Source organism: Acetobacter sacchari (assembly GCF_017377715.1).
Taxonomy (GTDB): Bacteria; Pseudomonadota; Alphaproteobacteria; order Acetobacterales; family Acetobacteraceae; genus Acetobacter; species Acetobacter sacchari.
Map to the genome: position 1 here is coordinate 18080 of NZ_JAFVMF010000022.1, position 17844 is coordinate 35923.

General features: G+C 61.8%; 19 protein-coding genes. 13 read left to right on the forward strand and 6 right to left on the reverse strand.

Annotated elements, in window-relative coordinates; all coding sequences use genetic code 11:
• The first annotated feature begins 16 nt into the window (after positions 1 to 16).
• Positions 17 to 1309 carry a DUF445 domain-containing protein gene (locus tag J2D73_RS16605; protein WP_207883103.1) on the forward strand — a complete coding sequence of 431 codons (1293 nt, stop codon included), beginning with the start codon at positions 17 to 19 and terminating at the stop codon, positions 1307 to 1309.
• 233 nt (positions 1310 to 1542) lie between these two features.
• A complete protein-coding gene (locus tag J2D73_RS16610; RefSeq protein ID WP_207883105.1) occupies positions 1543 to 1899 on the forward strand; it encodes a hypothetical protein in 357 nt (118 codons plus the stop codon).
• A gap of 103 nt (positions 1900 to 2002) precedes the next feature.
• Here the strand turns inward: J2D73_RS16610 and J2D73_RS16615 are convergent, their stop codons facing one another.
• The 3 genes from J2D73_RS16615 to J2D73_RS16625 all read right to left on the reverse strand — a co-directional run bounded on the left by J2D73_RS16615 (position 2003) and on the right by J2D73_RS16625 (position 5051).
• Positions 2003 to 2917, reverse strand: coding sequence for a bifunctional helix-turn-helix transcriptional regulator/GNAT family N-acetyltransferase (locus J2D73_RS16615; RefSeq protein WP_243430045.1), 915 nt, complete (start codon positions 2915 to 2917; stop codon positions 2003 to 2005).
• A gap of 81 nt (positions 2918 to 2998) precedes the next feature.
• Positions 2999 to 4273, reverse strand: a complete 1275-nt coding sequence (hemA, locus tag J2D73_RS16620; protein ID WP_341535119.1) for a 5-aminolevulinate synthase — start codon at positions 4271 to 4273, stop codon at positions 2999 to 3001.
• Between the two features lie 154 nt (positions 4274 to 4427).
• On the reverse strand, positions 4428 to 5051 hold the full coding sequence (locus tag J2D73_RS16625; protein WP_207883111.1) for a hypothetical protein: 624 nt from the start codon (positions 5049 to 5051) through the stop codon (positions 4428 to 4430).
• 117 nt (positions 5052 to 5168) lie between these two features.
• On the opposite strand from J2D73_RS16625, the gene J2D73_RS16630 reads away from it, so the two are divergent.
• The 3 genes from J2D73_RS16630 (at position 5169) to J2D73_RS16640 (ending at position 9743) form a co-directional block, all read left to right on the forward strand.
• Complete coding sequence (locus J2D73_RS16630) at positions 5169 to 7358, forward strand: transketolase-like TK C-terminal-containing protein (RefSeq protein ID WP_207883113.1); 2190 nt, start codon at positions 5169 to 5171, stop codon at positions 7356 to 7358.
• A complete protein-coding gene (gene gap / locus J2D73_RS16635; protein WP_207883122.1) occupies positions 7348 to 8370 on the forward strand; it encodes a type I glyceraldehyde-3-phosphate dehydrogenase in 1023 nt (340 codons plus the stop codon). Before J2D73_RS16630 ends, gap begins: the two co-directional genes overlap by 11 nt.
• 149 nt (positions 8371 to 8519) lie before the next feature.
• Positions 8520 to 9743 (forward strand): phosphoglycerate kinase, encoded by a 1224-nt coding sequence (locus J2D73_RS16640; protein ID WP_207883124.1) that lies wholly within the window; start codon positions 8520 to 8522, stop codon positions 9741 to 9743.
• Positions 9744 to 10927: 1184 nt separating this feature from the next.
• Here J2D73_RS16640 and J2D73_RS16645 read toward each other — a convergent pair.
• From J2D73_RS16645 to J2D73_RS16655, 3 genes are all read right to left on the reverse strand, one after another.
• Entirely contained in the window at positions 10928 to 11092 is a 165-nt protein-coding gene (locus tag J2D73_RS16645) for a hypothetical protein (RefSeq protein WP_207883126.1), read from the reverse strand.
• Positions 11093 to 11225: 133 nt separating this feature from the next.
• Positions 11226 to 11699 carry a hypothetical protein gene (locus J2D73_RS16650; RefSeq protein WP_207883128.1) on the reverse strand — a complete coding sequence of 158 codons (474 nt, stop codon included), beginning with the start codon at positions 11697 to 11699 and terminating at the stop codon, positions 11226 to 11228.
• 871 nt (positions 11700 to 12570) lie between these two features.
• Positions 12571 to 13131, reverse strand: coding sequence for a recombinase family protein (locus J2D73_RS16655; protein ID WP_207883130.1), 561 nt, complete (start codon positions 13129 to 13131; stop codon positions 12571 to 12573).
• A gap of 522 nt (positions 13132 to 13653) precedes the next feature.
• Here J2D73_RS16655 and J2D73_RS16660 point away from each other — a divergent pair.
• The 8 genes from J2D73_RS16660 (at position 13654) to J2D73_RS16695 (ending at position 17830) form a co-directional block, all read left to right on the forward strand.
• A complete protein-coding gene (locus J2D73_RS16660; RefSeq protein WP_207883132.1) occupies positions 13654 to 14061 on the forward strand; it encodes a hypothetical protein in 408 nt (135 codons plus the stop codon).
• Positions 14062 to 14148: 87 nt separating this feature from the next.
• Positions 14149 to 14529, forward strand: coding sequence for a hypothetical protein (locus J2D73_RS16665; RefSeq protein WP_207883138.1), 381 nt, complete (start codon positions 14149 to 14151; stop codon positions 14527 to 14529).
• 1 nt (position 14530) lies between these two features.
• Positions 14531 to 15085, forward strand: a complete 555-nt coding sequence (locus J2D73_RS16670; RefSeq protein ID WP_207883140.1) for a hypothetical protein — start codon at positions 14531 to 14533, stop codon at positions 15083 to 15085.
• Positions 15082 to 15393, forward strand: a complete 312-nt coding sequence (locus J2D73_RS16675; protein ID WP_207883142.1) for a helix-turn-helix domain-containing protein — start codon at positions 15082 to 15084, stop codon at positions 15391 to 15393. Before J2D73_RS16670 ends, J2D73_RS16675 begins: the two co-directional genes overlap by 4 nt.
• The gene (locus J2D73_RS16680; protein ID WP_207883144.1) at positions 15387 to 15890 is read left to right on the forward strand and encodes a hypothetical protein; all 504 of its coding nucleotides are present in this window, start codon (positions 15387 to 15389) and stop codon (positions 15888 to 15890) included. The genes J2D73_RS16675 and J2D73_RS16680 overlap by 7 nt, the downstream gene beginning before the upstream one ends.
• Positions 15887 to 16660, forward strand: a complete 774-nt coding sequence (locus tag J2D73_RS16685; RefSeq protein ID WP_207883146.1) for a terminase large subunit domain-containing protein — start codon at positions 15887 to 15889, stop codon at positions 16658 to 16660. Before J2D73_RS16680 ends, J2D73_RS16685 begins: the two co-directional genes overlap by 4 nt.
• 10 nt (positions 16661 to 16670) lie before the next feature.
• On the forward strand, positions 16671 to 17090 hold the full coding sequence (locus tag J2D73_RS16690) for a hypothetical protein (RefSeq protein WP_207883148.1): 420 nt from the start codon (positions 16671 to 16673) through the stop codon (positions 17088 to 17090).
• Positions 17090 to 17830, forward strand: coding sequence for a hypothetical protein (locus tag J2D73_RS16695; RefSeq protein WP_207883150.1), 741 nt, complete (start codon positions 17090 to 17092; stop codon positions 17828 to 17830). The genes J2D73_RS16690 and J2D73_RS16695 overlap by 1 nt, the downstream gene beginning before the upstream one ends.
• The last annotated feature ends 14 nt before the right edge of the window (positions 17831 to 17844 follow it).

Below are 17844 nucleotides of genomic sequence, written 5' to 3' on the forward strand. Positions count from 1 at the left end.
GCTATCAGGCGAGGCCATGAACGCACAGACCTCACCAGACGACGAAGCACGCCGGGCGCTCATCCGGCAAAAACGTATGGCTACCGGGATGCTCGGCGGAATGGCCGCCTTGACGCTGGCGGGGTACATTCTCCCTGCACGCGGATGGCTCTCCGAATCGCTCTGGATAGACACGCTTCGAGCTGGCGGCAGGGCGGGAATTGTCGGCGGGCTGGCCGACTGGTTCGCCGTCACAGCCCTGTTCCGACAGCCTCTGGGCCTGCCCATTCCGCACACAGCGATCATTCCGGCCCAAAAAGAGCGTCTCGGGCGCGCGCTCGGACGCTTCGTCACGACGCAGGTGCTCACGGAGGCCGAGGTTGATCGGGTTCTGTTGAACGCCGATCTCCCGGGCATCGTCGCCAGACTGCTTGCCGACCCGACGACAGCCGAATCGCTCACGCGGGGAGCGATCGGCATGGTTCCGAATGCGCTGGAACGGCTGGAGGACGGTCGCGCCGGGGCGGCCCTGGGGCGCAGCCTGCCGGTGTTGCTCGGAGGGGGCAATCTCGCTCCAGTCATCGCGCGCGCCCTGCGTGCATTGGTGGAGAGCGAGCACCATCAGGAGGTTCTGTCTTTCCTCGTCGGGCAACTGAAATCGATGCTGCAGTCGAAGGAGGCCGCCCTCCGCGTAACGATCGAAGATCGCGTGCGCGAACAGGGCGGGCGCCTTCTCAGTTGGGCGATCGGCGGCTCGATCGCCACGAAAGTTCTTGTCGCGGCTGCCGAGGAACTCGACCGCATAAACCCACGGGATTCCGCCCTTCGCGAGGGATTCACCGCCTGGGTTCGAGCCGAAATCGACCGGATTGAAAACGACCCTGAACGCGCCGATGAACTGTCGCGCTCACTGCGCGACGTCTTCCATCACGATTCCATGGTGACATGGGGGGGCGATCTTTGGGCGCGCCTGCGCCGCATGATCATTGAAGATACCGAACGCGACAACGGCTGGATCGCCACTATCGTCCGGGAAACGTTGGCGCGTCTGGCGGTGCAGGCGGAACATGACCCGTTAATGCGCCGCCGTATCGAGGACAGCGTCCGCAAGACGGTCTGGCGCGCCCTTCCCACCCTGCGCGATCGCCTCGGCGACTTTATCGCAACCGTGGTCGGAAACTGGGACGCGGCGGCGATCGCCGACAGGCTGGAACTGCGGGTCGGGCAGGATCTGCAATATATCCGCATGAACGGCACGCTGGTGGGGTTCGGCGTCGGCGCCGTTCTGTCGCTCGGGTTGCGGATGGTTTTTGGCGTGGTCGGACAGTAGCGAGTCAGTTTCGTCCCCGAAAAAAGAAACTCCTCTGCGTTCCAGACGCTTAATCGTCCAAGAGCGGGCGTTGAGCGTTTGAGGATTCGCGAATACGCCGGTTGTTGTCGTTTGGCCGAATTTTGGGAACGACCCCTCGAAGGTTATGCTTGCGCGCCAGAACGTGCCGCGCCCACGGGCGTCGAGCCGAGGTTGAGGCGGGACGGTGCGTGGCAATTGTAAGGAGTGGAATTATGAAAGCAGTTCTGTCGAAGGTCGTCCTGACCGCTACGCTCGCCATCGCGGCGCCTGCTATCGCCATATCCGGCGCTTCTTTCGCTTCGGCCGAAGAGCACCATCACCACCATCATCACCATGATGGCGAGATGTCGAAGGGCAAAACGGCCCCGACGAGCGCAACCGAAGACCTGAACGCCCGCAGCCTGGCCGCTGCGCAGCAGGACAAGGTTCCGTCGATCGGAGCAACCGCCCCCACCGCGGCTCCAGTCGCTCCGACGGTCCCTTCTGTCGCAGCTGGAACCGGAACGGTCGCCCCGCCGGCTCCTGCGACGCCTGACGTTGCGACACCAGCGGGCGCTTCCGGCAACTAAGCCCATCCGGATCGCGGGATTCGGAAAGTGCAGGCGGCGTTTTACTCCGCCGCCTGCTTCACAGATGCGGCGATTGTATCCCGCCGGATAATTGCGACGACGCTCAACGCCGGAACGTCAGCAACCAGGTCTCCCCCTGCACAGGCTCGCCAAATTTGGTGTGGGTCTCAACTTCCGTAAGGACGAACCCGTATCTGGAATATAACCGGCGGGCGCCCTCAAGAACGGTATGTGTCCAGAGGATCAGGCTCTCGTACCCTGCCTCTTTCGCGAAACTCACACATCGACCGATCAGTTCGGCTCCGACGCCCCTGTTTCGCGCAAAGGGTTCGGCGTACAGCAAGCGCAGGCGCGCCTGCCCCCCGCCTTCATCTGTTACCATCACTGAACCGGCCATAACGCCGTCGAGTTCGGCGACCCAGCAAGCATCCCGTCCGGGTCGGTAATCACGCAGGAAATTGGCGGCCGTCGTCGTGACCAGCGCCTCCAGCGGCGCGCCCCAGCCATTCTCCTGAGCATAGAGCAGAGATTGCCGCGCAGCGATCATCCCGACGTCGCCGCTCCGAAACGGCCGCACATTCAGGACTTCGCCCGATGACGGGTCGAGCCTGAGCCGCGCCATCGTGAGACCCGCCGTCACGTCGCCAGCGCCCCAGGCGTCAAGATCGGCAAGCATGGCCGTCGTCGCCTCGATCTGGCGGCGGTCCAGTTCCTGGAAAGCCGCCGAACCTTCTGGCGTCAACGCAACGGTCTTGGCACGGGCATCGTCGTTCTCCTGCCCTCGAACAATCCAGCCCCTGGCTTCGAAGCGCGCGAGCATTCGGCTCATCTGCGCCGCGTCCATATCGAGCCGCCGCTTCAGTTCGCTGGCCTGCGCGGTATCCGCACGAGCAATCTCGTGCAGCAGACGAGCCTCACCCAGCGTCATATCTGCGCCGAGAAATCGTGCGTTAAGAGCGCCGACGGCGCGAGTGTAGAACCTGTTGAACGTTCTTACAGATGCGACAAAGTTTTCCATGTCTCGGAACATGGATCATGATAGTTGACTAAGTCAATATTAATGCATGACTCAGTCAACAAAGCGGCGCATTTGCTCCGATCACGCGGCCTGCGCAGTTCCTTCGGCCCCGGGCCGCAGCCCCTCTTCCGTCAGCAGACGCAAGAGCGCCGTAACCATCTGATCCATCATCTCGTCGGTGTGATACGGCCCCGGCGTCAGACGCAGGCGCTCTGTTCCCTTGGGCACCGTCGGGTAATTGATCGGCGTCGCATAAAGACCGTACTCATCAAGCAGCCGACGGCTGATCTTCTTGCACAATTCCGCGTCCCCTACCGGAACCGGCACGATATGGCTCGCCGTCATCATGAACGGCACGCCCGCAGCGCGCATGCGACGGCGGAATTCGTTCACCCTCTCAAACATCTTCTCGCGACGCCAGTTCTGGGCGCGCACCAGTTTCACGCTGGCCAACGCCGCGGCGGCGATCGAGGGCGGCAACGACGTGGTGAAAATGAAACCCGACGCGGATGAACGGAGATAATCGACGATCTGAGCCGAAGCCGTGATGTACCCGCCGTGAACGCCGAACCCTTTGGCCAGCGTGCCCTCGATGATGTCGACCTGATCGGCGACGCCGTCACGCTGGGAAACGCCGCCGCCTTCGTCACCGTAAAGGCCGACGGCATGCACTTCGTCGAGATACGTCATCGCGCCGTATTTCCGGGCGAGAGCGCAGATCCCGGCGATGTCCGAAACGTCGCCATCCATCGAATAAACGCTCTCGAACGCAATCAGCTTGGGCGCATCAATCGGAGCTGCGGCGAGCTTGGCCTCCAGATCGGCAAGGTCGTTATGCTCGAAAATGACGGTCGTCGATCCACGAGCGCCCTTGATGCCAGCGATCATCGAGGCATGATTGCACCGGTCGGAAAAGCAGATCCAGCCAGGCATCGACGTGAGGATGGTTTGCAGACTGGCCTGATTCGACACGTAGCCGGAAACGAACAACAGTCCCGCCTCCTTGCCGTGCAGCGCGGCGAGTTCGGCCTCAAGACGTTTATGCAGAGGGCTGGTGCCTGCGATATTCCGCGTTCCGCCCGCACCTGCGCCATGCTCGCGGATGGCGGCGATCGCAGCTTCGCAAACCTCCGGCTCAACGCCCATCCCAAGATAATCGTTCGAAGACCACACGATGACTTCCCGGCCCTCGGGCGTCTCACCGGGAACCGGATCTATTTCTTCCTCGTAAACCGGGTAACGGGGAGCCTGACGGGCCAGCGGCGTGAAGCTGCGGTAGCGGCCCTGTCGCCGTATGTCTTCGAGAGCTTCGTCGCAGAAATCGTAAAACGGGTGTCGCGCGTTCCGGATAGTCACCCAGTCTACTCCTGTCTTCATCGGTGGGCCGACGACGATGCATAACCGCCGAAACGCGGATGGCGTCTATCGAGCCACAGGGGCCGCAGCGCATTACACCCTGCGGCGGCGACACTACGCCAGATCGGCTGACGCAGCGGCGAGGATTAGTCGTTCAGCGCACATACACCCGGATACGCGGGCTTGCCACACCGGAATTGGGCATAGCCGTCATCTCTATCTGTGCCGGGGAGGCGCCGCCCGCGACAATCGCGTTCGCCACCGCCTGTCCGTCGTTCGTCGTCAGGCGCGCAAGCGTGGCGCGATCAGCGTCCGCGTCAGCCCCCGGCGGGGCGAGAGCCTGCACACGGAAGAGAATATTGGGCTTGCGCGCCAGAGCACGCTTCACGATGGCCTCCAGCGGCCCCTGCCAATCGGCGACAGGCGTCCCGGCGATGACCTCCACCAACGGCGGGATCGGCGGCGGACCGGGCGGCGGCGGCGGCACGATGACTTTTGGGGGGCGGCTTGCAGTATGATCGAAGGTCCGCTGGTCCACCAGCTTGCACCCGGGGAGCGACAGGGCTGCAGCCGTCAGCGACAGTCCGGCGAACGACCGGCGAGGCAGCCTGTCGCCTGCTTTCCCGGAGATTACGGGCTTCGCCTGAACGGATGTTGGAACAGCCGATGACGCTGTGGTCTTTATGGCGGCGGAACGACGGAATAGGGCTCGGAACGGCATGGCGGGACGGTTGCAGGAACCGCGCCAAGGAGCAAGAGTGCATGAGGTGACGATCATGAAGCGATTTTCCCGTTCCGGCGCGACGTCCCCGCGTGAATGTCTGACGATCCGTTTATGGGTGCACCGGATCTCCCGGAAAAAAGGGCTCCTAAAAGCAGGCGGCCCGACCGCGAGATGATCAGCGCCGATTTTTCTTCGGGCGCAGGACGCGATTTTCGCTCGGCCATACGCTTCGCGCGCGCCGCACGCGCGCAGAGCTCCGGCGAAACCGGCATATCCTTCGGGCATTCAGGCGTGAACGCGCTCTATCTCGTCGTCGCCATACTATGGGAGCGGTTTCTCCGCTTTGATCCATCTGCCCCCGCATGGGCGGACAGCGATCGATTCTACGTCTCCTCCATGCGGCTTTCTCCCCTGCTTCATGCCTTTCTGCGTCTGACAGGAGCGCCGGAACACAACGTTGCCGCTCACCATGGAAATGGTTACGCGATCGGCATGACAGCCGGCCTGGCCGGACAAGGCGTTGCGGCGGCTGTCGGCATGAGCCTGACAGAAAAGATGCTCGCCGCACGTTTCGGGCAGTCCCTCGTCGATCACCGCACTTGGCTCCTCGCCACCCCCGCCGATCTTGACGCAGGCGTTGCGCTTGAAGCGTCCGCAATCGCCGGACGCTTTCGCCTCGACCGGCTCACTGTAATCGTCGGCGACGCGTTTACGCGTTCCTCTACCCACGATCTAAACCTTGCGATCGACCGGATCGAGGCGTCTGGCTGGGCGGTCCGACGCGTCGCGGCGAACGATGCGAACGCCTTGGGCGCCGCGCTCGCAACATGTCAACGAAGCCGGCGGCCGAGTCTTCTGGTCTGCGACGGCGAGGATGACGGGACGCGGCTCCCGGTCGAGGACGACGGCGAATACGAACTGGTCGGTCCGTGGAGCGTGACCGCGCGGCGCGGTCGTGTGGCGCGGCATACATGGCTTCGTCGTCTTGCGCGCCACAGGTTGCGAGCGGAGTTCGAGCGGACCACCGAATCGCGTGCAATGCCACGCCTGATAGACGATTGGCGCCGGGCATGGGCTACGGTTGAGAACGCACCTTCGATCGAGACTTACCACGCCGGGGAAGAACGAGCGGCCCGGTCGATTGTACGTGACGGGCTTCGCGGACGCGACATTCTGACGACGCTCCTGCCCGAGTTCGTTTCAATGTCGGCAGGTGGCGACTCTTCACGCCACGTTGGTGAAGATTCGCCTTCCCCGCCGGCGCCGTCTTCCGGACGACGGCGAAGCAAGGCGACGCAAACGAATTCCGACATTTCCACAACGCCTCTCGTCGTCCCCGGCGAGCCTCTGTTCTTCGGAGCCCGCGAGCCAGCAATGGTCGGGTTGATGAACGGACTATCGCTGCATGGCGGCGCTCTGGCTTGTGGCGTGGCGACGTTATCGATGGTTGATCGCATACGTCCGGCGCTCCGTTTCGCTGCGCTGGCGGGACGACGAATGCTGTGTCTGTTGGTCGAGGACGATCCTCGGACCGCCGCCGATTTGTGGCCGCCGGTAGAAGAGCTCGCGAGCCTGCGAGCGATGCCGAATCTGGCACTTTTCCGGCCCGGCGACCGTCAGGAAGTGATCGCGGTCTGGGAGAAAGCTCTGGAATGGCGCGACGGTCCAGCCGTTATCGTTCTCGGGTTAGGTCCTGCGACGAATGGCGAGAGCGGCATGATGGACGATCTGCGCGGGGACGCGTCGTCGCAAGCCGGCGTTATGACATTTGCCGCAGCGCATGGCGGTTATGTGCGCGCCGAAGCCCCCGGCGGCCCGACGGCCCGGCAAGCCACCATCATCGCATCAGGCCCGGAGCTGGCGATCGCCCGAGAAGCGCAGGTCCTTTTGATGCGTGACGACATCTCCGTCGCCGTCGTGTCACTTCCATGCTGGGAGCTATTCGCGCGACAAGATACCGCCTATCGTGCTGCCGTGCTCGGTTCAGCGCCGCGCGTCGCGATCGAGGCGGCGTCCGGCTTCGGCTGGGAACGATGGCTTGGGTTTGAGGGCGTATTCATCGGGCGGGACGACTTCGGTTCGTCCTCCAGCATGGGCACGCTCCACGACAGTTTCGGGATCACTCCCGAGGGAGTACGCGATCGGGTGCGCCAACTTCTGGGTTCACGAGTGTCGGATTCTCGGCTTCCCAACCTGGGGAGCGATGGCGCCGCCTTAACGGGACGCGCGTCCGGCGCACATAAGGCCGGAGCACCCAATCGCCGCACCGACCCCCGCCATACGGTCAAACGCGACGCCTCGCCACGACGCATCGTCACGGGGCAATCAGAAAAAGACGGAGACAGTTCAGATGGCAGTTAAGATCGCGATCAACGGATTTGGCCGTATCGGCCGCCTCGTGCTGCGCGGAATCATCGAAAGCGGGCGGACGGACGTCATCCCGACCGTCATCAACGACCTCGGCAGCGTCACCGACAACGCACATCTGTTGAGCTATGACAGCGTGCACGGCCGGTTCCCCGCCGATGTCCGCGTCGAGGGCAACAGCCTGATCATCTCGGCCAACGGCCGGACCTGGGACCCGATCACCGTGTCGGCCGAGCGCGATCCGTCGAAAGTTCCGCTTCAGGGCGTCGACGTCGCCATGGAATGCACCGGCATTTTCACCACCAAGGAAAAGGCAGCCCCGCTGCTCGCCGCTGGCGCACGCAAGGTCATCATCTCCGCCCCCGCCGACAGCGTGGACGCGACCATCGTCTACGGCGTGAACCAGAACACGCTGACATCCGACATGACGGTGATCTCCAACGCCTCGTGCACCACCAACTGCCTCGCGCCCGTGGCGAAGGTCCTCGACGACGCATTCGGCATCGAACGCGGCTACATGGTCACGATCCACTCGTACACGGGCGATCAGCGCACGGTCGACACGCTGCACAAGGATCTGCGTCGCGCCCGCGCCGCCGCCCTGAACATGATCCCGACTTCCACCGGCGCCGCACGCGCGGTCGGGCTCGTCCTGCCGCACCTGAAAGGCAAGCTGGACGGCACCGCCATCCGCGTGCCGACCGCTAACGTCTCCCTCGTCTCGCTCGACTTCGTGCCTAAGACCATCCCGGCATCGGTCGAAGCCGTGAACGAGGTCGTGAAGAAGGCGTCCGAGGAAGGCCCCCTGAAGGGCGTTCTGGCGTACAACACCGCGCCGCTCGTCAGCTCGGATTTCAACCACGCCATCGCGTCGTCGACGTTCGACGCCACGCAGACCTCGCTGGTCGACGGTGGCAAGCTCGTCCGTATCTGCACATGGTACGACAACGAATGGGGCTTCTCCAACCGCATGTCCGACACTGCGGCGGTGTTTGGGAACCTCTGAACCGTCCGATGACGCAGTTCCCGGGCGACGCTCTCCGGTGACGGAGCGACGCGCGGGGCGACGACCCTGCCCTACGGGTCGTCTGTGAATTTAGGCACGGGCGCGCAGACGCCACCATGACGCTCCGGCGGGGCAGGAAGGATTTTTCCATGACGACGCTTTCTTTCAAGACACTGGATTCGCTTGATCCGCGCGGAAAAAAGATCCTGCTCCGCGCAGACCTGAACGTGCCGGTGCGTGACGGCGCCATTACCGACCTGACCCGCATCGAGCGTCTGGCGCCCACGATTCGGGAACTGGCAGACAAGGGCGGCCGCGTGATCGTGGTCAGCCATTTCGACCGCCCCAAAGGCAAGCCCGTGCCGGAAATGTCTCTGGCTCCGATTTCTGAAGCCCTCGCCAAGACTCTCGGCCATAGCGTAGCCTTCGTGCCGGATTGCCTGGGCGATGTCGCAGCGAAAGCGGTCGCCGCGATGGCTGACGGCGATGTCGTCGTACTGGAAAACACCCGCTTCTATCCCGGCGAAGAGAAAAACGACCCGGACATGTCGAAGACTCTGGCCTCTCTGGCCGACGTCTACGTCAATGACGCCTTCTCGGCGGCGCACCGCGCCCACGCCTCGACCGAAGGCGTCGCGCACCACCTGCCGTCTTTCGCCGGCCGCCTGATGGAAATCGAACTCGGCGCCCTCGAAACCGCGCTCGAAGCGCCGGAGCGCCCTGTCGGCGCGATCATCGGCGGGGCGAAGGTCTCGACCAAGCTCGACCTGCTTAACAACATGATCGAGAAGGTCGACGTTCTGGCGGTCGGCGGCGCCATGGCGAACACGTTCCTCGCCGCGAACGGGCTTTCGATCGGCACGTCGCTGAAGGAAGAGGAGATGCTCGATACCGCGAAGGCCATCCTCGCCAAGGCGCGCGAGCGTGGTTGCGATCTGGTGTTGCCTGTCGACGTCGTCGTCGCAGCAGAATTCATGGCTGGCGCACCCACGAAGATCGTCCCCGTCACCGCCATTCCCGAAGGATGGATGGCGCTCGACGTCGGACCGGAGACGGTCGCCCTGCTGAAATCGAAGCTCGCTTCGCTGAAGACGCTTGTGTGGAACGGCCCCCTCGGCGTGTTCGAATTGCCTCCGTTCGATGAAGGAACCAACGCCGTGGCCCAAGAAGCGGCCCGCCTGACGAAGGAAGGCAAGCTCAAGACCGTCGCTGGCGGCGGAGACACCGTCTCCGCGCTACGCCACGCGCACGTCCTGCACGACATGTCCTATGTTTCTACTGCGGGCGGAGCATTCCTAGAGTGGCTCGAGGGAAAGATTCTTCCCGGAATCCAGATGCTGCGTGCAATCGGGCAGGAAGCAGCGCCTCTCTGATAGGCGTTGAATCTCTTTTGCTGACAAGAAACAGACCGCGCAGGCGTCCCAATGTGAGGCTCGCCTGCGTAGGTAGCCTCAGGGCCTTCGGTCCTAATGTGGCGCCGGCATACGCGAGAGACGGTTCCCCCGACCATCAGCCGTAACGCGTCTCGGCGTCCTCCCACGTAAACGACAGTCCCACACGTGGAGTCCAGAAGTGACTGTACGATTGTCTAAACCTTAACGATTTCCCGCTACCACAATGGGCGGGTTTTTACGTTTCGGCTTTACTGTTCTGATGCTCTCGACCGATCTTTTGAGCCTGCTTTCGTCTCCCGCCAATACGGACTCGAAACGCGCGACAGTAAAATCGTCCACGACGGTGATCGCGCGCAGCACAATTTCCGATGAAACCCAACCCCGGGCGATCGGAACTACGCTCGCACCTAGCGGCGCGCCTCCCCCCTTCCGAAGACGGGGCGCTCTTCTCGATATTCTTGTATAGACGCCAAGCGTCCACATACGCCTCACCCCGCGCCTTCGACAAACGGCCGACACGCCACGGCGTCATCTGTCCGCCTGAGCTATCCGCCCAAACACAGGCTGCCGCATATGCTGTAAACGTGAGCGACGTATCCGTTTTGACAACGCTGAATACGACTTGTGATCTGCTGACGCTGTCGATACAAAGGCGCGTGTCGTCCGCGTAGCTCAGCAGGATAGAGCACAGGATTCCTATTGAATTGGGCGTCGCGAGGGGAAACCACGCGACGGAATCGCTCAAATTCGGGGAACGCTTGACCCTCTCGGGTTGTGCCAATCCCGAGCCAAGCCCGTCTCTCCGAGACGGGAAGGTGTAGAGACTGGACGGGCGACGCCTACAGGCTTCACAGCCTACGGCGAAGGGACAGTCCAGACCACGAACGCGGGGCCTGCGCCACGCGGCGGCGAAAGCCGAAGTGGTATGAATCCTGGGGCCGTGGGTTCGAATCCCGCCGCGGACACCACTAAGCTAATTTTTATCAATTAAATCAAGAGCTTAGCGGGAAGTTTCAGCGTCAACTCCCGATAAAACCCACGATAAGAAAATCGCCGTTACTCACGGTTTCGTGATAATTCGCGATCCGATGTTGACGAAAAAAGCAAAGAAAAACCCCGCCGAAGCGGGGCGATGTCGGCTCAGACACTCTGTCCCTGCTGGATTAGCTAGCTTGCCGCATCACTACACGGACAGGCGCAGTCTCGCGGAGCGACTTCTTGACCTTGCTGTCCTGCAACCAAGAGCGCGCGCGCGCGATCATACGCGCCGACGCATCCCTCTTGATTTCGGCCTTCTCGGCGTCGGTCAATGTCTTCTTGTCGGTCATAACAACCCCCTAAACTATGACGGGATCATAAGCTCTAACGATCATAGAAACCGGTGGTTGCCATTGATTGTAGAACTGCATGCGAACCCGCTAAGCATCAGATACGAACATTCTTGCCATATCGTCAATGGCGCTAAGCTTTGCTCATCATCCAGATATGCTTACCGCACGCATCGGGTCCCTCATGTTCGACTTGGAAACCACACGTTTCAAAAACTTTACAAATATCGTGATACTTCGTCAGCGCAGCTAACGGCAAATGCGCGCAAAACGTTACCATATAGCAATCATCAATATCAGTCGATCGAATGAGACTCAAAATCATTTTTAAGAGTACGGCCCGTACCGCACCTCTACTATATTTTGGAATAATCGAACATGCCTCACTTGAATCTAGTATTTCTCTGTCCACATCATTAAACGTCTCCACCAAACAAAAAAACAATTCATTGCCATTTTGCGATGGGGATATATCAGCTAGCAGTGAATAACTAATTGGATCTGCACTATCGTATCCAATGCACACGACAGTAGTGCGCGCCGTATCGCGAACAAACGAGCGCTCCTCGTATGTGCCGCCATTTAGAACAGTTGAGATGAAAGCCATAGCGGTATGCTCGGTAGCATGCCGAAGTTACTACATCAAACCTTAGTCCTCTTTGCCGCTCAGATCTGAGTGCGGCGTGTAGCAGCGGCCGCCTTGAAACAAGCTCCGCGCGCTTGATAGCACACCACCTACATATTTCAGCCACATAATAGGCATGTCAGAGTCCGCACAATCTACCGGACACCACCCGGCCATTGTTCGCACTGTTCGCAGCCCCCTGCTCCGGGCCGCTGGAAGCCTCGGCATGGCTGCAGCAAGACCAGCCGGACGTTTACAACATAGTTTACCTCGCACGGGCGGCCACCCGGCGCGAGCATGTGAACGATGTTTACAGGCTGTGAACGTCGTGTGTGGGCGCGAAAAGGGCAATTATCGGGGCGTGTATCCGGATTTGATGGATACACCGGAACGGCAGAAAACCGCGGGCTTTAGGCGGTGTATCCGTGTATCAATTTTCGCGGCGCACACACACTCATACGGTACACACTCCATAAACAGTAAACGACTTTGTAAACAGTCAGATATGATTCGCGGTATGTATATATAAATGTCTGGATACATGGATACATAGATATATTTATAGGCTGCAACCGGCAGTTTTCTGCGGTTTTTCGTGTATCCACCTGCCGATGATACTGGCGGATACTCCGGATACGCACGACCGGGCTGACGGCAGGTGCGAAGGGCGTGTCTGGTGGGAGGCTTACGAGTGGCAGCCTCTCGCTCGCGCCTCAGAAAGGATTGTGTGCGCCTAGCGCACGAATTGCGGAACGCCTCCGCCGCCTGTCGAGCCGTCGCCCGCGATCCTTTCGGCATCTGGCCGCGCAGAAGCTAGGCGGAAACCGCGCGTAAAGGCGCGCAGCCCGACTCCTCAGAAATCCTTGCCCATGCAGCGGTAGACGCTGTTACGCCCGATGTTCAGACGGCGGGCGATCTCCGTCGCGCCTACGCCCTGCGCTGCGAGTTCCTGCACCTTGTCCGCCTGCGCTCGGGCGGTTGGCTTGCGTCCCTTGTATTTGCCTTCCTCGCGGGCCTTGGCGATGCCTTCCGCCTGCCGTTCCTTCATGATGTCGCGCTCGAACTGGGCGACGGCGGCGAGCATCGTGAGTAACAGCGTGCCCGTGGGCGATGCGTCCGCCGTGTTCAGGCTCATGGACAGGACGTGCAGCGCGCCGCCCTTCGCCCTCACGGCCTCCACAAAGCCCAGCAGGTCGGTTGTGGAGCGCGCCAGCCTGTCCGGCTTGGTGACCACCAGTGTGTCGCCCTCCCGCAGCATATCCAGCGCGCGGGCCAGCTCAGGACGGTCGCCCTGCGCCCCACTGGCGCGCTCCGCGAAGACGCGCTCGCATCCGGCCGCCTCTAAGTCGCGTTCCTGCGCCGCCAATCCTGCATACTGGTCCGTCGTGCTGACGCGGGCGTATCCGATGCGCATGGGGAATTGCTCCAATAGGGTTTAGACATTCACTCCATATCGCTCCGAAAATCAGATAGTCAACCCTAATGGAGCGATATTGTGCTCCACCGTCGCCGCTCCACTGGAGCAAGCCCTATCGGAGCGCACGCTACCCCCGTCGCGCCTCGCGCATGCGCGCCAGCACACCCCACGCGCGCCCGCGCGTGCGCGAGAGGCCGGGGGGTGCCCTACCCACCCCGCCCCCTGCGCGGGCGCGCATGGTAGCCTCACAAAAAATCAGTTTTTTAAATTCCATCGACTGATAAACAATATTTTCTAACCATATACCCCGCAATCGAGCGGAGGGCGCAAAACGCACACAGCGATATAAAAGTAAAAACATTGCAAAATTTAAAAATATCAAAAGTATTGATTATACATTTTATTGACTAAAACGTGTGAAAAAGCGTCAATTACGAACACGCGAAACCCTACCGAGAAATTGTTATGCATAATATCGATCCGATTACAGGTAGATGGCGGGGAAAACCTGCGTCCGAGATGAACATTTTCGAGCTGCGAGAGGCTGCGAATGCTCTGGCGCTTGATCGCAGCCGTCCCCGGCCGTCCATCGCTGTTCAGCAGGTCATGGAAGAGCGCGCCGCCCGCGCCCTCCAGGCGGAACATGAACGCCTCGCGCTGGCCACCCAGGCAGAAGAGGCCCGGGCGCAAGCTGTGGCGGATTACGCTGCTGGCCCACGCTTCAACGCCGTCACTGCAACGCCGGAAGAGCGCCGGGCGCGTGCGGCCGAACTCGGGATCAATCCGGACGTCGGTGCGCACTTCATCCAGACGGGCACCAATCGCCACGACCATGAGGCAGCTTATGCAAGGCTCATGGCACGCCGGGGCCGCGCTGACGCTCGGATCGTCGTCGGATCGAGCATGAATGTCGACCGTTCCCGATGATTACAGTCCGCCCGTCCGGACTGGCGGGCGTCGCCGATCCCGTTCACGTAGGAGCGGTGATCGATGCGATCACGGAGGCGTCGTCGCATGTCTGAGGCGGAGTTCGACCGGGAAATTGCCTCAAGTGTTCCCATCATCGCACCTGCGCCTCGTGCCTTCGAACGATGCCTGGCATCCCTCCGGGCTCTACGCCCTCGGGCGCTTCAGCAGGCGTTGCGCGCGGGCGGCCCGCACATAGGCGTCATCTATCGCTGGATCGGCGAAGCGCAGATCAGACTTGAGGAACGCGCCCGGCGGTTGAGCGAGGAGCGCACCTCGCCTGCAGAACGCCAAATGGTTGCGGACTCCGCTGCTTTCGCGGTCGGTCTTGCGAAAATGCGTGTCGATCGTTGGGAAAAAATGACGCCTGAGGAATTGGCGACGGACATTGCCGCGCGCCCCCTTTGCCTATACCCGAAGGATTTTTGAAATGCCTGAAACTATCGGAAATTGGAACGACCTGCACAACGCACGGCTTGCGGCGGAGCCCGCAATAAACGCTATGGCGGCGCGCCTGGCAAAAGAAGCCCCGCCTCATGTTGTGGAAGGTTTTGCGGCGCGCCGACGCAATCTGTCCTACAACGTCGCGAACCTACGATCCATGCAAGGCGGCATCGGCGGCACTGAGAACGCCGTCAACTTGAAAAACATTGCAGGCGTGTTCCGGGAGCTGCGTTCCGACGTCGCCCGGTGGGAGAGCCTTCCGACCGCCGCCATCGTCCGAGAGATCGACCCACCGCCCCCACCGCCCCCGTCGCCTCCCATTCAGGCGAAAACGCTGGTCGAGCAGACTGACGATATGCTCGACGCGTGGTTGGAGCGCGGCATCCACTACGAAGCTACGCCGGATGGCAAGGTACGCCTTTTCTGTCCGGCCGGTGTGAAACTTGAGCCGTCAGAAAGGGAGCTCATCAACGGGTCGCGTCCGACTACGATTCAACGCATCCGCGCACGCCCCTGCGTGCCCGTCGAGCTGGTGCTATGAGCCGCCCTCTACGCCATCACCCCCGGATCGCCGAGATCGACGCGGCGCTCCTGAGCGGGGCGCGTGTCCCGGACATCGCCGCCCGTTTCGGTACGGCCGAACAGTCCCTCTACCGCCGCGTCCGGCGTCTCCGGGCCGATGGAGCGTCGCGGCTCGTAAGTGCAGCCGGCGCCCTGCGCGATCGTCTGATCCGCGCGGCATCTGACGACGCCTTCCCCGCGTCGGATCTGGCGGCGCTGTCAGCAGAGCTTCGGCACGTCGAGCGGATGATTCAGACCGAACGTAACCGGGGCGACGCGGCATGTTGAAGACGACGAAGGGCAGGACCTGCGCCGTCTGCGCGCATCCGGATCTGGCGTCGATTGACGCAGACGCCGCAGCGGGCGCCACGCAGCAGGCGCTTGCGGACAAGTACGGCCTGCACCGGGCGGCGATCCAGCGCCACCTAGCGCGGCATCTGGGGCGCGCAGCCTCACCGACGGTCGATGCGCTGCCAGACGATGCGCCGATCGTGCCGATCGACGAACTCGAACGGAGCGCCCGGCGTCTCCGGGCGGTTCTCGATGAAGCCGAGCGGAAAGGTCTCCCGAAACGCGATATCGGCCCGCTCAACCGGGAATACAGGCAGTGCCTGGAATCACTTGCTAAAGCCCGGGCTGCGGCCGAGGTCTCGGCCGCAAGCGACGTCACATTGGATTCTGATCGCTGGCAGACGATCCGGACGAAACTTGCCGACGCGCTGGCGCCGTACGCAGATGCGCGCAGGGCCGTCGCGAACGCGCTGGAGGGTATCGACGCGCCATGACGTCCGATCCATTCGCCCGCGATCTAGCGAACGCAATCGACCCTGTCCGTTTCGCCACAAACGTACTCGGTGTTCAGCCTGATCGCTGGCAAGCGCAATTCCTGCGGAGCGCAGACAAGCGCGTTTTGCTAAATTGCTCGCGGCAGAGTGGAAAGTCGACCATCACGGCGGCTCTCGCCGCGCATACCGCGCTCTACCGCCCGCGATCACTCGTTCTCATGATAGCCCGCGCGCAACGTCAATCTGTTGAGCTTTTGGGAAAATCACGAGATTTCCTCGGTCGTGTTCCCGGATTACCTTCTCTGGACAAGGACGCCACGCTCGAACTGAAGTTGGGCAACAAGTCGCGCATCGTGGCGCTTCCCGGCGACAATGAGGATGCGATCCGCGGATACAGCGCGCCGGACCTCATAATCGCCGACGAAGCGGCATTCATCGATGAGCGCGTGTTTACCGCGCTATTCCCGATGATCGCCGCCGCGCCACATGCCCGCATGCTGCTCCTGTCGACGCCTAACGGGCAACACGGCGCATTCTACCGCTTCTGGAGTGAAGGCGGCGAAACCTGGCGCCGGTTCGAAGTGCCCGCCGAGCAATGCCCGCGCATATCTGCGGAATTTCTTGAAGAAGCCAGAAGAACCGCCGGGCCTTTCAAGTTCTCTCAGGAGTATCAATGCAAATTCATCGGCGATGACCTGCAATTGTTCGATGATGCCGCAATAGATCGCGCATTCAATCGCGATGTTGAATTTCTTCCCCTACGGTTCTGAGGATTTCGAGATGAAGATCACGCGTCTTTTTCTATCCGCCCCACACAATCCAGCTTCCGGCAACGCAACGCCTTCGGGCATTGCCGATGCGATCCAAGTCCCTGTCGCCCCACTGGGCGCCGCCGTTGTGTTCCCCGGGACGTTGGCAGGCGACACGCCTGCAAACGTCGTGCTGGTTGCGAACAAGGGCGTAGTGCCGCTCATCCTTACTTACACCGACGGTGTCTCGACCCTGCCAGACAGTGTCCCGCGCATCCCCGCACGGCGCCACGTAATCGACCCGTTCAAGCGCGCATACTTGGCGGATGCCGCAGGGTTGGCAGTGAGTTACTGGGGCGGCCCCTTCACCGTGATCGCCGGTCGGTTTCATTTCGGCGTTGTGGAGGAAACGTCGGCTCCCGACCACCCGGACGCCCTGGAGACGCTGTGATGTCCGCCGCTCCGCAGCATTCCGCGAAAGAGTTGGTTGTCAGTGACGAGTGGGTGGTTACCGATACCCAGCCGAAGCGATTCACTGTCGGCGTTGATCTGGGAAAAATGAGCGACCATACGGCGCTCGTCGTGATCGAGGAATCGCACCGGCGAGAGGAACGGCGCATGCGCCTGAAGTTCGGCCCAGATCGTCCGGAGCGGGTCGCATCGCGCGTCCGGCGCGAGTATGCGGTGCGTAACGTGCATCGCTACCCGGTTGGATGCGATTATCTGGCAATAACGCGATCGGTCGCAGGGGTTCTCGGCCAACTGTCCCTCCGCGAAGAGCGCCCGGAACTGGTCGTCGACGCATCGGGCGTCGGGCGCCCGGTCATCGACCTGCTCCGTCACAACGGCCTCGCCCCTGTCGCGGTGACGATCACCTCGGGCGAGCACTTTGTCGCGCATGGTACGAAAGATTTCGGCGTCGCAAAATCGCTCCTCGTCAGCACGCTCGATGCAGTCCTCGCCGACGATCGCTTGTCGATCACAGGCGAAAGTTCTGCTTCCGCCATCCTCCGGCAAGAACTCGCGGGATTCCGGGCAAAACGGCGCGCGTCTGGTACGATCGCGTTCGAAGGCGACGCCCGGCAAGGCGTTCACGACGACGTCGTGATGGCGCTCGCCGTGGCGCTGTGGCGATCAGAGTCACGGCTCCCACCGCCGCGAATGGTCGAAGCAAGTATTTTTCGACGATAATTTGCTTCTGAACT

What these genes read in the sequence shown, in the direction of transcription:
- J2D73_RS16615 (WP_243430045.1), bottom strand. Translation starts at nt 2,917, where the DNA reads ATGGAAAACTTTGTCGCATCTGTAAGAACGTTCAACAGGTTCTACACT.
- J2D73_RS16605 (WP_207883103.1), top strand. Translation starts at nt 17, where the DNA reads ATGAACGCACAGACCTCACCAGACGACGAAGCACGCCGGGCGCTCATC.
- J2D73_RS16695 (WP_207883150.1), top strand. Translation starts at nt 17,090, where the DNA reads ATGTCCGCCGCTCCGCAGCATTCCGCGAAAGAGTTGGTTGTCAGTGAC.
- J2D73_RS16625 (WP_207883111.1), bottom strand. Translation starts at nt 5,051, where the DNA reads ATGATCGTCACCTCATGCACTCTTGCTCCTTGGCGCGGTTCCTGCAAC.
- J2D73_RS16665 (WP_207883138.1), top strand. Translation starts at nt 14,149, where the DNA reads ATGTCTGAGGCGGAGTTCGACCGGGAAATTGCCTCAAGTGTTCCCATC.
- J2D73_RS16685 (WP_207883146.1), top strand. Translation starts at nt 15,887, where the DNA reads ATGACGTCCGATCCATTCGCCCGCGATCTAGCGAACGCAATCGACCCT.
- J2D73_RS16690 (WP_207883148.1), top strand. Translation starts at nt 16,671, where the DNA reads ATGAAGATCACGCGTCTTTTTCTATCCGCCCCACACAATCCAGCTTCC.
- J2D73_RS16660 (WP_207883132.1), top strand. Translation starts at nt 13,654, where the DNA reads ATGAACATTTTCGAGCTGCGAGAGGCTGCGAATGCTCTGGCGCTTGAT.
- J2D73_RS16610 (WP_207883105.1), top strand. Translation starts at nt 1,543, where the DNA reads ATGAAAGCAGTTCTGTCGAAGGTCGTCCTGACCGCTACGCTCGCCATC.
- gap (WP_207883122.1), top strand. Translation starts at nt 7,348, where the DNA reads ATGGCAGTTAAGATCGCGATCAACGGATTTGGCCGTATCGGCCGCCTC.
- J2D73_RS16675 (WP_207883142.1), top strand. Translation starts at nt 15,082, where the DNA reads ATGAGCCGCCCTCTACGCCATCACCCCCGGATCGCCGAGATCGACGCG.
- J2D73_RS16630 (WP_207883113.1), top strand. Translation starts at nt 5,169, where the DNA reads ATGATCAGCGCCGATTTTTCTTCGGGCGCAGGACGCGATTTTCGCTCG.
- J2D73_RS16645 (WP_207883126.1), bottom strand. Translation starts at nt 11,092, where the DNA reads ATGACCGACAAGAAGACATTGACCGACGCCGAGAAGGCCGAAATCAAG.
- J2D73_RS16650 (WP_207883128.1), bottom strand. Translation starts at nt 11,699, where the DNA reads ATGGCTTTCATCTCAACTGTTCTAAATGGCGGCACATACGAGGAGCGC.
- J2D73_RS16680 (WP_207883144.1), top strand. Translation starts at nt 15,387, where the DNA reads ATGTTGAAGACGACGAAGGGCAGGACCTGCGCCGTCTGCGCGCATCCG.
- J2D73_RS16640 (WP_207883124.1), top strand. Translation starts at nt 8,520, where the DNA reads ATGACGACGCTTTCTTTCAAGACACTGGATTCGCTTGATCCGCGCGGA.
- J2D73_RS16655 (WP_207883130.1), bottom strand. Translation starts at nt 13,131, where the DNA reads ATGCGCATCGGATACGCCCGCGTCAGCACGACGGACCAGTATGCAGGA.
- J2D73_RS16670 (WP_207883140.1), top strand. Translation starts at nt 14,531, where the DNA reads ATGCCTGAAACTATCGGAAATTGGAACGACCTGCACAACGCACGGCTT.